This window comes from Kribbella solani (assembly GCF_014205295.1).
GTDB classification, from domain to species: Bacteria; Actinomycetota; Actinomycetes; order Propionibacteriales; family Kribbellaceae; genus Kribbella; species Kribbella solani.
Genome location: NZ_JACHNF010000001.1, coordinates 5,407,411 through 5,420,455, shown reverse-complemented (window position 1 = coordinate 5,420,455; position 13,045 = coordinate 5,407,411). Strand labels below are relative to the sequence as shown.

Here is a 13,045-nt window from a genome sequence, read left to right as displayed (position 1 = left end):
CGTTACGGCAGATCTTTCGGTACGTCAGCTGGTCTGCCACCAGATGTCGTTCACGACCCGCTGGATCTCCACCGGTGTCGCCAACTCGCCGGACACCAGCGCGCCGACCAGCCACCACTGCCCACCGCTCTGGAACGCCCGCGTGACCGTCACCTCGTACGGCGCGTGCGGCGACTCGGTGATCCAGGTCCGGGCGTCCTTCGCCTTCGCCGGCGCGGTCGTCTTGTAGATCTTCGTCCACTGCTGATCGAACGCCGGCCGGTCCGACACGCACCGCGCCAGGCTCGCGCACGGATGCAACGCGATCTGCGCCTTGATCGCGCCACCGACCCCATCCGCCCGGTACTCGCTCTTGGTGACGATCCGCCGGAGAATCAGCTGCGACGAGTCACCGAGGAATTCCACCTGCGGCGGTCGCGGCCAGCCGAGCGCGAACGGCAGCTCGGCGTTGGTGACCACCTGCACGTCGGCACCGGCCGGGTACACCGCCGCGAGCACGCCCGGCGCGCCGGTCGGCTGCTTGTACGGCGCCGTGGTGACGCGCTCGATCGGCGGCAGCAGAACGGTCGACGGCAGTGCCTCCGGGCTGACGGCGGGCGCCGGGCCGGCGTCGTTCGGATCGTCCTTGACGGCGCCACCGACCGCGGTACCGACCGAGTACGCGACGCTGAACACGATCAGCACAACGAGCGCGACCACGGCATAAACCCAGCCCCCGATCTTGCGCCGATACTGCCGCGCAATCTCGATCCTCGAGGGACCGACATCCGTCTCAACCTGCTGTTGCGCCGATACCTGCGGTTGCGCCGATACCTGCTGTTGTGCAGGTGCCTGCTGTTGCGCGGGCGCCTGGAGTTGTGCGGATGCCTGCTGTTGTGCAGGTGCCTGCGGTCGGTCGGCGTACGTGGGAATGTTCTGTGCGCTCGGCGCTTGCCCGACCGAGTTCGGTGCTCCGGCCAACGAATCCACCGCCGCCCCATTCGGCGCCGCGACCGCCGACGCATTCATCGCCGCCGCCCCGTTCGGTACCGCGTTCGACGGCGCGTCCGATGGGTTCGATGCCGCGCTCGAAGCACCGGCCGACGGGTTCCGTGCTGCGTTGGGCGCATCGGCCGACGGGTTCGCCGGTGCATTCGGCGCCGCTGCTGGTGCATTCGGCGCCGCGCCCGATGGGTTCGGCGTCACGTTCGCCGCCGCGCCCGCCGCGCCCGCCGCGCCCGCTGCGTTCAGTGCTGCGTTCGGTGCCGCGACCGCTGCGTTCGGTGTTTCGGCGAGGTGGTTCGGCGGCACCGCGCCGTACCGGCTGAGCTGTTCGCGGACCGCCTGCAGGGACTCGTCGTCGTTGCCGAGGATCCCGTCCAGCGGATCGATCAGCCGCTCCGCGCCGGTCTGCCCCGGAACCAGCTGGGTGATCGCGTACGGCCGGCCGGAGTTGAAGTTCGCCGCCCACAACGGCGTCTCCTGCTGACCTGGTACCAGCGCCGCGTCGCGACTCGCGCGGGACAGCCGCTCGACAACCGTCGGGTCACCGGCGCCGGCCTCGCTGAGTACCAGCGCGACGACCTCCATCCCGGTGAACGTACGCCCATGCCAGAGCTCCGCCAGCGGATGCTGCAACAACCGCTGGTCCAGCTGATAGCCCGGAATCTCCGGCGTGCCGTTGTTCACTTGCTCTCCCAGATCGCCCGGTCCGCCAGCGCCACGGCCGCCTTCTGCGCCACGTCCGCGTCCACCGGGCTGGCCGTGTAGTCCACCACCACGACGACATCCTCGTGCTGCACCACCGCATGCACGATCCACGACTCACCGACCAGCCCGACCGCCGTCCGCGCGACCTTCGTCGGGTACGGCCGATCCGGCACCACCTTCATCGGCGACCGCGCGTACACCTTCTTGGCCATCTGCACCGGCGTGAACGGCGGATTCCCCGCGCCCGCGTCCTGCCCCGCGTACGGCGTGATGCTGACCTTCACACTCGCCGACGTGTACGCCTTCACCTTCGCCCGGCTACTGCCCGCCTCGCAGACCACCGTCGAACTCCCACCCTGCGCCAACGTCACCGCCCCACCCGATGCCTTGGGCAACAGCCCGGAAACGTCCCCGATCCGCGCACAAACATCCCCCGGCAAAACCCGCGCCGCCACAACGTCATCCGGCGTCACCGGCTCCCCCACCGCAAACCCAACCCCACCCCCCACCACAACAGCCACCCCACAAGCCACCCCCACACCCCGCACCAACCGACTACCCATACCCCGACCCTAACCACCCAAAGGTGCGCCCCACCCCACTCCCACCACCCCAACCAACCCTCCCCACCCCAACCAACCCCCACCCCAACCAACCCCCACCCCAACCAACCCCCACCCCAACCAACCCCCACCCCAACCAACCCCCACCCCAACCAACCCCACCGCAGTCCCACCAACCACCCCACACCACCACCGCAGTCCCACCACCCCAACCACCCCCCGCCCACCCACGGCCCCGCCCGCCCCTGAGCCACTTCAGACGTGAACCTCCCCAATCACCCGTTCCCCCTCCGCATGCCAAGCACAAACAGTGCGGTTAAGAGGTGAACCCCTCAACCGCCCCGCGACCCGCACCCGCCCGTACCAACGCCCCACCCCGCAGCACACCACCTCCACACCGAACCACCCCGCCACGCGCCCCCACCGCGCCGCCGCCCCCAACTCCACTCCCACCCCCACCGTGCGCCCGCCCCCAACCGCACTCCGGCCGCGCCGTGCCGCCCCACCCTCCAGTACCAACCACGCCCCACCAACCGCCCCACCCTCCAGTACCAACCACGCCCCACCAACCGCCCCACCAACGGCCCGCCCCACCAACGCCCCGCCCTGCGCCATTTCAGACGTGAACCTCCCTGATCGCCCGTTCCCCCTCCGCATGCCAAGCACGAACAGTGCAGTTGAGAGGTGAACCCCTCAACTGCCCCCGCGACCTGCACCCCCGTGCCGACGCCCACCCCGCAGCACCGCACCTCCACGCCGAACCACCCGCCGCAAACGCCAAGCCTCACCGTGCCGACGCCCCCAACCGCACTCCCGCCGCACCGTGCCGCCGCCCCACCCCGCCCACCGATCGCCCACGCCCACCACCGCCCACCCCTGAGCCGAGTCAGACGTAAACCTCCCCGACCACACGTCCCACCACACCGACCACCGACCAGACCGCTCGCCCGAGCCGCCCGACCGAGCTGCCGACTTGAGCAGCCTGACCAGACCGCCAGAAAGACCGCCCACCTGAGCCGCCCGACCAGACCGCCCGACCAGACCGCCAGACCAGACCGCCAGACCAGACCGCCCGAGCCGCACGACCAGGTCGCCTGAGCCGATCGGCCAGGTCGCCCCGCCTAAGCAGCGGGTGCTCTGGCGGGGCTGCTGCTCGACTGCCTCAGCCGAGCAGCGTCTGCACTGACCCTCCCGATTCGGTCAGCTTGTTGCCCAGTCCCTTCAACGCATCCCCGACCGTCGCCAAGATCCCGGACAGGTCCTGCAGATTCCCCGCCAGACTCTCGATCTCGGTCGCCACCCCACCGATCTGCCCACTCCCGTCGTTCAGCTTCTTCGCCGCCGCATCCCCGATCCCCGGAATCTTGTCCAGCTCCCCCGCCAACCCCGCCAGCAACCCAGCCGCATCATGCAACCGATCCTTCGCCGCGTTCATCGTCCCCGCGCTCCCGGCCAGCGCCTTCCGCGCCCCGCCCTCACCGTCGTCCCCCACCAACGCCCCGGCCGCCTTCCCCGCCTGCTCACCGGCCTCGGCCAACCCACTCCCGATCGCCTTCAGCAACTCCGGCAGTTTCCCGATCACCGCCAGCGCATCATCCGGCAACCCCTTCACCAGGTTCAGCACCTTCTGAAAGTCATCCGAGTTCTCCATCACGAACCCGACAACCTTCTTCACATCCCCCAGATCCCGCCCACCGAACAACTCCTCGATTCCCATCCGCGGATCGTAAAACCCCCACCCACCAACCTCACCAAGGCGCGCGCCACCACCACCCCCACCGCGCCGAACCACCCCGCCGAACCCCCACCCCCGAGCCGATTGGCCTACACCCACCCCCGCCATGTATCGTTACTCGACGTTGTCCAGCGCTCGTAGCTCAACGGATAGAGCATCTGACTACGGATCAGAAGGTTGGGGGTTCGAATCCCTCCGAGCGCGCAAAAGAAACCCCAGGTCACAAGCTAGATGACCTGGGGTTTTGCATCTCCGGAGCCGGACTTTGCTAACGCTCTTGCTAACTGGGCACCAGCGCGGCGGCCGGTCCCTCGTCCGGCTCATCGTTGCTCTCGTCGACCGCAGCGGCGAACACGTCAGCGATCCCGGCGGCATGCTGGCGGATGACGTGGGCGTAGACCCGGAGAGTCACGGCCGGGTCGGCGTGGCCGAGCCGGTCAGCCACCACGTGCACCGGTACGCCGGCCACGAGAAGCATGGTCGCGTGAACGTGCCGGAGGTCGTGCAACCGGGCGTGCGGCAACGGATGCGTAGGCCGTAGGGCTGAGTCCTCAGGTTGGTTGTACGCCTTGATCGACTTCGCCATGAGCTGGCTGACCGAGTCGGGGTAGATAGGTCGACCCAACCCGTTCGTGAACACGTGACCGCTGTCCAACCACGCTGCGCCCGCAACGTCGATATCGGCGAGCTGCTGACGCCGATGTGCCCGCAGCACCTCTACCGTTCCAGCATCGAGGCTCACCACCCGCTCCCGACCTCCCTTCGTCGTACCTTCGATCCTCTCCCCAGCGACCATGCCAACCGAGCCGCGGATCCGGACTGCTGGCGCATTCCAATCGATGTCGGGCCACCGGAGATTCAGCAGCTCACCACGACGTGCACCCGAGTACGCCGCCAGCCGATAGAAGGCGAATAGACGATGCTCGCTCATCACGTCGAGGAAGCGCCGCAGCTCCTCCCCCGTCCACACCTCGATAGGCCCACGCTGCTCACGACGGGGACGTTTGGCCCGTTCGGCGGGGTTCGAGGCAAGCAGCTGGTCAGAGCGGACCGCGTCGTTGAAAGCTTTCCGCAACACCGCGTGTACGAAATCGACCGTTCGTCGCGAAAGCGCGGCACCTCCACGACCGCCGCCCGCCAGAAGCTCTCTGTACAGGCCGCTGAGTGTCGAAGGTCGCACAGCTTGCAGCCGCATGTGCCCGATCCGGGGCGAGATGTATTGCCGAACGAGATAGCGGTACCCGTCGAGGGTTCGCGGTTTCACCTCCAGGGAGTGGGCGTCTAGCCAGTCACCCAGGAACTCGGCGACAGTGATCGCGTTTCGATCGACGTACTCGCCCCGCCGAGCTGCACGTCTAGCCTCGTCGCGGGCTTCCTTGGCGTCGTCCTCCTCGGCGAAGCCTCCAACCCACTTGGGCTTGCTGACGCCCGTTTCGGGGTCAATGACGCGGATGACGTACGACCAGGTCTTGCCGCGCTTCATCACGCCGTCCTTGAGCTTCCCCATCAGGCGGCCCGGTCCAGGTCGGCCACGAACTCCATGAGGTCGGCGGAACGGATGAGACGTGAGCTGTCGATCTTGACCGACTTGAGAGTGCCGGCCTGAATGAGTTGGTAGACCTTGGCCCTGCTGACGCCGAGCGCTTCGGCCGCCTCAGGGACGCGGTACAGGAGTTTGAAGTCTTGCATTGTGATCCCTAGTGCTCAGGCCGCAGACGCGGCAGTGTCAGTTGCCGAATTGATGTCGTCCGGAAGCTCATCGGGTGGACGGGCCCGTTGCTTGGCTTGCTCGTACTGCGTTCGCCAGCGGATGCGGGTAGTGATCGCTTCCGCCAGAACCTCTTTGTGCGTTGGGATGTAGCGCAGGCTGCGTTCCTCTCCCGGACGAATGGGTTGCCAGATGAAGCGGGGCACTTCGGTGTCGTCGGTGTGGGTGGCTAGGGCGTTTTGGTCATCCATGTCGACACCGGCGGCGGCGAGGGTTTGGCGGACGACTTCGGACCTATCGGTTCGGTGTTCGGTCAGGGTCTTACCGGTCCATTGGCGCGAGACCAGGACACGTCGACCACCGAGGCCGAGGTGTTCGCGGTCGTGAGCCTTGGACGGACATTCGCCAGGGACGGTGCTGCCGTCCGAGTTCTTCGGGGCCACGCCGTACCGGAGCCAGTTGGCGCAGTCGGGCGAGCAGGGCAGGACCCGGAGGTAAGCGTGCAACCGGTTCATGTGGGCGATCTGGGCTGGGTGAAGCTCGTCGCGGTCGTCGCCGTAGGTCTCACCGATCGCCTTGCCGAGATACTTGGTCAGGTAGCCGACGGCCTTGCCGACCTTGGCGTCAGAGTCGGCGATGATGCCTTGGTAGTCGATCTGGGAGCCAAGCCGCACGACGTGCGCGGGCTGTGCGGCCGGGTCCGCGCCGAGGTCGTCCAGAGCGTCATCCCAGGTCGGGAGGAGTGCGCCGGTCGACGGGTCCACGAAAGAGCCGACCATCTCGTCCCACACGGGTAGGTCTGGGCTGGAGGTGGTGCCGTAGACGGGCTTGTGATGGCTCGGCCACCAGACTTGGTGGTAAGTCGCCTTGGCGACCGCGCGGACGGTCTCCCGGGCAATGACGCCCCGGACAGCGGCGTGCAGGTGTGGTGCTAGACGTTTCTGTGGCTCGACCACGGCGAAGTACTGCGCCTTGTAGCCAGCACAGCGACGGAGGTTCTGCATGAACCGGTCGACCAGCTTGGGAAAGTGCAGAGCATCGAGGGCAGCGCGCCGGTAGTTGTAAGTGTCGGGGTCTACCGGCGTGGAGAGCACCGGTGAGTTCTGGCCATGCATGACGCCGCAGTCGCAGGGAACCAGGTCCTTCTTGCCCGCGACACGGTGCGGGAGTCGGTGGGTTGCGCCGTACGAGCCGAGGGTGAGGGTGATGAACATGGACGGCCGATAGGTCTTGCCGTTGAGGCCCGGGAAGGTCGCGCCAACCGTGCGCTTGTCCATCTCGACCTTGGGCAGGGAAGTCAAGGGAGATGAGACCATTTGTTGGTACGAACCAGGAGGTTCCCTCGAATGGCACAGTCAGCACCCCTGTACCAGCGCATTGCCGCCGAGCTGCGCGACCAGATCCGCACGGGCAAGCTCAAGGCCGGCGACCGCCTGCCGACCGAGCAAGACCTCATGTCGATCCACGACGTTTCCCGAAACACGGTCCGGCTAGCCCTCGGGATGCTCCAGAACGAGGGCATGGTCACTGCGACCCCGGGACGCGGCACGATCGTCCGCGAGCGGATCATGGCCGACTAACACGCCACCTGGGCCGAGTCTCGCGACCGCCGAGCCAGCGACCAGGCCGACGCCTTCCAGTCCGAGATGGCCGAGCAAGGCCGCCACGCTGAGTACCGCGATCTCGCGATGAGCCTGGAAGTGGCCGGCCCTGACTTCGCCAAGCGCCTCCAGGTCCCCGAGGGCGACGCGATCGTCTCCCGCGGCTTCGTCCGATACGCCGACAACCAGCCGCTCAGCCTCCAGGTCAGCTACTACCCGATGGACATCGCCCAGCAGGCCGGACTCGTCGTACCCCACGACGTACCGGGCGGTGCCATCCGCGCGATGGCCGCAGTAGGACACGAGGAGATCGGGTACCGCGACGAGATCACGGCCCGGATGCCGACCCCCGACGAGGTCCGCAAACTCCAGCTCGCCTCAGGCACGCCGACGATCGTCTACGTCCGTACGACGTTCAGCGACAAGCGCCCGCTCCGCCTCACGCTGACCACCTTCGCCAGCGACCGCAACCGCATCATTTACGAACTCGGCGACATGACGGCCTACCTCGCCCAAGAGGACGCCGACCGATGATCATCGAACGCGCCGATGCCGACGACCTGGGCGTCATCCTCGCCCTCCGCACCGAAGCCAGCGACTGGCTAGCCCAACGCGGCATCAACCAATGGGCCGTCGCCTGGCCCAACCCCGAAGAGCAAAACCGCCGCATCCTCACTAGCATCGAGGCCGGCGAAACCTGGATGATCCGCGACGAGAACGAAGCCACCATGGGCACTGTCGCCCTCGACACCTTCTCGGACCCGCAGCTCTGGACTCCCGAAGAGCAGGCCGATCCGGCGATGTACATGCACCGCCTGATCATCCGCCGAAAGCACGCAGGCTTGGGCACCGAAGTCATGGACTGGGCCTGCCACCGAGCCCACCGTCTCGGCCTCCACTGGCTCCGCATCGACGTGTGGACCGACAACATCGGCCTGCACAACTACCACCTCCGCAACGGCTTCAAGCACGTCCGCACCCTCGACCTCGCGGACTACCCCTCGGGTGCGCTGTTCCAGCGGCCATGTGACGACTAAGCCGCGGATCACCTGGGGAGATTCGAGCTATGGGGGACACAGCGGAGACCGGCGCGAGAATCGCCCTGCTTCGCAAACACCGAGGCCTGACCCAACACGGTCTGGCCACGCTCGCGAACGTCTCCTACAGCCTGCTGACCAAGGTCGAGAGCGGCAGCCGACCCGCAACCGAAGCCTTCATCGCAGCCTGTGCCCGGGCAATCGGTGTCGAAATCCCTGTCCTGCTTGGCGATTCAGCCCCCGAAGCGACTCAAGATCAGCGCCTAGGGAAGCTGCTCGGCCGCGTCCGCACCCAACTCGACCTGTACGACCTGGACCCAGACGAAACCATCACACAGCGCCCTCTGCCGGTCCTACGGGAAGCCGTCCGGGTCGCTAACGTAGTTGGCCAGGCCGCCCGGTATGAGTCGATGACGTCTGTCCTGCCAGGGCTGTACGCCGAGTTGCTTGTGGCGGCGCACACCTGGACTGGCACAGACCGAGCGGACGCCTGGGGATTGTTGGCGGAGGCGTATCGGTGTGCGCACACAGTCGGCATCGCGGCCGGATACCCGGACCTGTCGCTGATCGCTCTGAACCGCATGGACTGGGCGGCCCGGCAAGCAGGAGACCGAGCGCCAGCCCTTAGAGCTGCCCGCGAGTATCTGCGCATCACGGCGTACCTGCGGCGTCACGACTACGAAACCGGTTGGCACCTCAACAACGCCGGGCGCGCCCACCTGGAAGGCACCGACCCCAAGACGCCCGGAGCGTTGATCGCCGCAGGGCAGCTGAACCTCGGAGCAGCGGTGATCTCGGCCCGGACAGGCGACGCCTCCTCGGTCCGCGACTATCTCAACGAGGCCGAGCACTACGCTGAACTGACCGGCGAAGACCTCGAAACCTTCTGGTTCGGCTTCGGCCCCACCAACGTCGCTGTCCACCGCGTCATCACCATGATCGAACTTGGCGACTACTCCCACGCGATCCACCTAGGCGAGTTCATCAAGTTCCCCAAAGGCTGGCTGCCCACCCGCATCGGTCACCACCATTTCGACCTAGCCCGCGCCTACCAACGCCTGAACCTGCCCGAGCAATCGCTTCGCCATCTCCAAGCGGCGCGCCATGTTGCACCCGGCCAAGCCCGCCGACACCCGCTAGTCCGGGGCGTCGTCCTGGACCTCCTCCAGACTTCCCGCCACCCCTCCGAGCTACTTACCCGGTACGCCGCATGGATCGGGATCTGACAAGCCGCCAAAGCTTTCACAAGCTGTGAAAGTCACACCCTTTACGCATCGCCAAAGTTGATCACGTAGCGCAATAACGCCGCTACCGAAGCTCCCCGCTTCGCCCTCAACCAACGGGTGTAGATCATGCTCACGGCTCTCGTGATCCTCTTCATTGTCGGCATCGTCCTGGACGGGATTCTCCTTGTCCTGCTAGAGCGAGGCCGGTTCCTGTGACCGCGCCGGCCACCGAGCAGCCGCTACGCCGGGTCTGCGTGTGGCTGGGCGAACACAAGATCATCGACCACGTCTCCGAGCTCTCGAAAGCGGAGTGGTTCGAGCACGCCATACAGCGCCGATACCCAAGTCTGCGGGTCACCAACGAGCCCACCGAGGGCGAGCAGTGACCGCCATGCCCGAGGCCGTTGCTTACATCAACAAGTCACTTCTCATCACCGACACTGAACTCGAGCGGGTACGTACAGACGTTGCCCGCTTTGCGGCCGAATGGGGCTACGCCCTGACCTACGTGCACGTCGAGGACAGCGCGACCAGCCCCGACGCTTTCAATGGCCTCGTACAGCAAGTGACGGCCCTCGACATCACGACCGTCATCGTTCCGAGCCTGCACCACCTCGCGGCTCTCGGCAGTCCGGTCGACGTCAAGAACCGCCTGGAAAACCTCATCGGAGGCCGGGTCATCCCCGCCACCTCCCCCTGATCAGGCGCGGCCGGCGTGCCGATCCCTGCATCCGCGCCGGTCTCGCCTCACCACCCCGCGCCCTTGCCCTGGCCTCGTCCTCACACCTCTGGGCAAGGGCGCGGCCATGTCCCGACCCACGAACGGGGGAGAGCCATGCCCAAACCCACCCAGCCAGCACGCCAGCCCTGCTCCACCTGCCAGGGCAAGGGCTGGAAACTCGTCCCGAAAACCCGCATCAAGAACGGCAAGGTAGTCACTGATTCCGAGCATGAACCTTGCTCGGCGTGTGGTGGGACCGGTTGGAACAGCTGAAACCGTACCCAGGCGTTGTACCAGACTACGGACGCGCCGCCTTCTCGTCCCAGAAGCAGGGCGGTACCGTCGGGCCGTGGTGCAGATCCTCATCGGCGCACTCGGCGCCGTCATTGGCGCTTTGGCGACCCTGGCTGTCACCTGGTGGCTGAACCGCAACAGTGCCACGCGTGCAGCTCGCCGTCAGACCTACCTCGATCTCCTCATCATGCTGAAGGCCGCAGTCCGGGTTCAGAACCTCGCGGTGCTTGATCACAGCACCGCGATCCCTGAACTTGTCAGCGAGGAGAAGATCGACGAGTTCAACGCCCGCCTCGACATCGATGCCTCTCGCGAAGTGCGACGCCTTGCTCGTACGCCGTTTCAGCTGATGCGCCGGTTTCAAATTTCGCACACGATGAAAGCGCCAGTCGAGATCGATGCCCACGGCATGTTCAACTACAGGTTCGATCTGGTGCGTGGAGTCGACGAGGAGACAGCCGCGCTGCACATGCGTATGGCGCTCGGTAAGATCCACGGCCAGCTTGAGACCGCGGTCGACCGGCTTGCGGATCAGATGCGACGCGAGCTACACGGAAGGCGTTCATAGACGTCATTGGAGCCCACAGCCGTGCTCGTCTGCCGGATTGACCTCTTAAGAATCAAGGCGCGCCGCAAGCGGCGCGCAGCGCGGCCCGGGCTTACGACCTCCGGCCGACGCCCTCCACCGCGCGCACCACGTACGGACGACCGTCCCCGATCGTCCGCTCCACCAGACGCACCGCGGCGGGCTCCATCGACAGAGGCCGGCGGTTTGATCCCGTCCCCCTGGTCGCTCGATCGTACGGCCATCACGACACGCATCAAGAGCGCTCCGCGTCCCTCCGGGATCGGCAAGCCGACTCTTGACCCGCATCGCGCTGGCCTGGGTTGGCAGCTATCAGGGGGACGAGATAGGTATGGGCGAGCGTGCAAGCTCAAGCCTTGAGGTCCGAGTAGGCAGCTCGTGTGCGCTTGAGACACATAGCGATCGTCAGGAGCAAGTGCGCACATACCAGGACGACCCCAGCGGTCCACCATCGATTCACCGGGGCGGCTCCCTCGCCAGAGTCCGGGCCGACCGAAGCCCCAGCCACTACGACGACGGCCGTTGTAACGAGACCCACAACGACTGCGTAGAGGACGTTTGCGAACAGTTCGTCAATGAGAATCGCAATGCGACTCACTGGCCCGATCCGGTCATCCAAGCTCACCTGTAGCCGCAGCTGGAACACGAAGATGACGAGCGCAAACAACAGACCGGTCAGGATCGAGACGCCTTGGATGAGGTCTCCGGCCGTGGGCAGTTCCGCACCATAGATCGCCGACGCGCTCGCCAGTGCCAACGGAACACCAAGGAACATGACTAGGTCACGGCGGCGATAGTCACCCGACCGAACATCGGTCATCGTTCGATAGTGGTCTCCGATGACCGGGAACAGGGAAGCCTTGCTCACTCGTCGGGCACCTCCAGCCGGGTCTTCAGCTGCTCGGGAGTCCACACCCCCTGCTCCCATCGAGTCTCCCAGGCGACACCGACATTTCTGAAGAGATCCGGGGCGATCTCGACGCAGGCCTTCCGGACGGTCTCGGCCGTCGGCGTGGGATCACCGGTCTCCGCGATGACCTGGGCAAAGCGCGGCGATTTCTCCTTGTCGATAACGAACGTCTTAGAACGTCCGAACGCCGACACCTGGACTTCCAACTCGTCCGGCTCAGCATTGTCCGGGAAACCCAGCAGGTGGCCCGCATCGATTCGCTTGGCCCTCAGCAAGTCCAGCAGAGACTTCGGCAGATGTTTTCCTGGACCGTCGGGACGGAGCGTCCGCTCTAGTCTGCCGACTCCGCGAGGCGTGCTGGCGTCCGCGATGTCCGCACTCCAGTTGTACTGGTTCACTGAGCCGGTGACACGATCCAGCTCAGCGGCCTGCATCCATGCATCGCTCTCAACGATCGACTCGTACTTGAGCATGTGGGAGCCGTAGTTCGCTTTAAAGGCGGTCATGAACAGGTCCAGAAGCCGGCGCCCCGGGACTTCTCTCCCCACTCGCTCGATCAAGATCAGTGCGTGCTTCGCGGCCCGCGGAACGAAAACCACCAGGCGAGCGTGGTACGTCGCAGCCATGTTTGGGTCACGCTGGTGCACGATCTCGTGGTTGTCGACATCACGAGTTACGCCAGCAGTGCCGAAGTTCCCGCCCTCGACTTCGGCGACGATGGTACGGCCGCGCGGGCTGATGTCGCCGAGAGCCGTGTACATCTCTCTCTGACGATCAACGAGCCGGTCGCGATCCAGAGCGTTAAGGAACCCATAGAAGGCGAACAGCAGATCGCCGTCCGGCTTGTCGAACGCGGACACATCCAGTAGATCGTCCGGCTTCATACGGGGGTGAACTGAAACTTTCGTAACCAGAATTGAGTGCTTCGGCATGATTCCCCTCCCAAGCTAGTCACGCCGCGTGGCCGGGATCGTA

General features: G+C 66.0%; 15 protein-coding genes and 1 tRNA gene. 8 read left to right on the top strand and 8 right to left on the bottom strand.

Annotated elements, in window-relative coordinates:
* Nucleotides 1–24 precede the first annotated feature (24 nt).
* The 3 genes from HDA44_RS24840 to HDA44_RS24830 form a co-directional block, all read right to left on the bottom strand.
* Nucleotides 25–1,668 carry a hypothetical protein gene (locus HDA44_RS24840; RefSeq protein WP_184838343.1) on the bottom strand — a complete coding sequence of 548 codons (1,644 nt, stop codon included), beginning with the start codon at nucleotides 1,666–1,668 and terminating at the stop codon, nucleotides 25–27.
* A complete protein-coding gene (locus HDA44_RS24835; RefSeq protein ID WP_238352542.1) occupies nucleotides 1,665–2,060 on the bottom strand; it encodes a hypothetical protein in 396 nt (131 codons plus the stop codon). Before HDA44_RS24835 ends, HDA44_RS24840 begins: the two co-directional genes overlap by 4 nt.
* 1,354 nt (nucleotides 2,061–3,414) lie before the next feature.
* On the bottom strand, nucleotides 3,415–3,969 hold the full coding sequence (locus HDA44_RS24830; protein WP_184838338.1) for a hypothetical protein: 555 nt from the start codon (nucleotides 3,967–3,969) through the stop codon (nucleotides 3,415–3,417).
* A 149-nt stretch (nucleotides 3,970–4,118) separates the two neighbouring features.
* Between HDA44_RS24830 and HDA44_RS24825 the strand changes: the two genes are divergently transcribed.
* Nucleotides 4,119–4,191 (top strand) — tRNA-Arg (locus HDA44_RS24825).
* A 76-nt stretch (nucleotides 4,192–4,267) separates the two neighbouring features.
* On the opposite strand, the gene HDA44_RS24820 is transcribed toward HDA44_RS24825, so the two are convergent.
* From HDA44_RS24820 to HDA44_RS24810, 3 genes are read right to left on the bottom strand one after another with little or no spacing between them, the layout of a single operon-like run.
* On the bottom strand, nucleotides 4,268–5,494 hold the full coding sequence (locus tag HDA44_RS24820; RefSeq protein WP_202887545.1) for a tyrosine-type recombinase/integrase: 1,227 nt from the start codon (nucleotides 5,492–5,494) through the stop codon (nucleotides 4,268–4,270).
* Complete coding sequence (locus HDA44_RS24815) at nucleotides 5,494–5,676, bottom strand: helix-turn-helix domain-containing protein (protein ID WP_184838336.1); 183 nt, start codon at nucleotides 5,674–5,676, stop codon at nucleotides 5,494–5,496. The genes HDA44_RS24820 and HDA44_RS24815 overlap by 1 nt, the downstream gene beginning before the upstream one ends.
* Nucleotides 5,677–5,691: 15 nt before the next feature.
* Nucleotides 5,692–6,972, bottom strand: coding sequence for a replication initiator (locus HDA44_RS24810; protein WP_184838334.1), 1,281 nt, complete (start codon nucleotides 6,970–6,972; stop codon nucleotides 5,692–5,694).
* Between the two features lie 69 nt (nucleotides 6,973–7,041).
* Between HDA44_RS24810 and HDA44_RS24805 the strand changes: the two genes are divergently transcribed.
* The 7 genes from HDA44_RS24805 (at nucleotide 7,042) to HDA44_RS24775 (ending at nucleotide 11,142) form a co-directional block, all read left to right on the top strand.
* On the top strand, nucleotides 7,042–7,275 hold the full coding sequence (locus HDA44_RS24805; protein WP_184838332.1) for a GntR family transcriptional regulator: 234 nt from the start codon (nucleotides 7,042–7,044) through the stop codon (nucleotides 7,273–7,275).
* 66 nt (nucleotides 7,276–7,341) lie between these two features.
* Nucleotides 7,342–7,830, top strand: a complete 489-nt coding sequence (locus tag HDA44_RS24800) for a GntR family transcriptional regulator (protein WP_272956433.1) — start codon at nucleotides 7,342–7,344, stop codon at nucleotides 7,828–7,830.
* Nucleotides 7,827–8,333, top strand: coding sequence for a GNAT family N-acetyltransferase (locus HDA44_RS24795; protein ID WP_184838328.1), 507 nt, complete (start codon nucleotides 7,827–7,829; stop codon nucleotides 8,331–8,333). Before HDA44_RS24800 ends, HDA44_RS24795 begins: the two co-directional genes overlap by 4 nt.
* A gap of 29 nt (nucleotides 8,334–8,362) precedes the next feature.
* Nucleotides 8,363–9,559, top strand: a complete 1,197-nt coding sequence (locus HDA44_RS24790; protein ID WP_184838326.1) for a helix-turn-helix domain-containing protein — start codon at nucleotides 8,363–8,365, stop codon at nucleotides 9,557–9,559.
* Nucleotides 9,560–9,771: 212 nt separating this feature from the next.
* Nucleotides 9,772–9,945, top strand: coding sequence for a hypothetical protein (locus tag HDA44_RS24785; protein WP_184838324.1), 174 nt, complete (start codon nucleotides 9,772–9,774; stop codon nucleotides 9,943–9,945).
* Nucleotides 9,946–9,950: 5 nt separating this feature from the next.
* Nucleotides 9,951–10,259, top strand: coding sequence for a hypothetical protein (locus HDA44_RS24780; RefSeq protein ID WP_184838322.1), 309 nt, complete (start codon nucleotides 9,951–9,953; stop codon nucleotides 10,257–10,259).
* A gap of 370 nt (nucleotides 10,260–10,629) precedes the next feature.
* The gene (locus tag HDA44_RS24775; protein WP_184838320.1) at nucleotides 10,630–11,142 is read left to right on the top strand and encodes a hypothetical protein; all 513 of its coding nucleotides are present in this window, start codon (nucleotides 10,630–10,632) and stop codon (nucleotides 11,140–11,142) included.
* A 367-nt stretch (nucleotides 11,143–11,509) separates the two neighbouring features.
* Here the strand turns inward: HDA44_RS24775 and HDA44_RS24770 are convergent, their stop codons facing one another.
* Together HDA44_RS24770 and HDA44_RS24765 are read right to left on the bottom strand one after the other, a co-directional pair.
* Nucleotides 11,510–12,028, bottom strand: coding sequence for a hypothetical protein (locus HDA44_RS24770; RefSeq protein WP_184838318.1), 519 nt, complete (start codon nucleotides 12,026–12,028; stop codon nucleotides 11,510–11,512).
* Nucleotides 12,025–12,954, bottom strand: a complete 930-nt coding sequence (locus HDA44_RS24765; protein ID WP_184838316.1) for a hypothetical protein — start codon at nucleotides 12,952–12,954, stop codon at nucleotides 12,025–12,027. Before HDA44_RS24765 ends, HDA44_RS24770 begins: the two co-directional genes overlap by 4 nt.
* Between the last annotated feature and the right edge of the window lie 91 nt (nucleotides 12,955–13,045).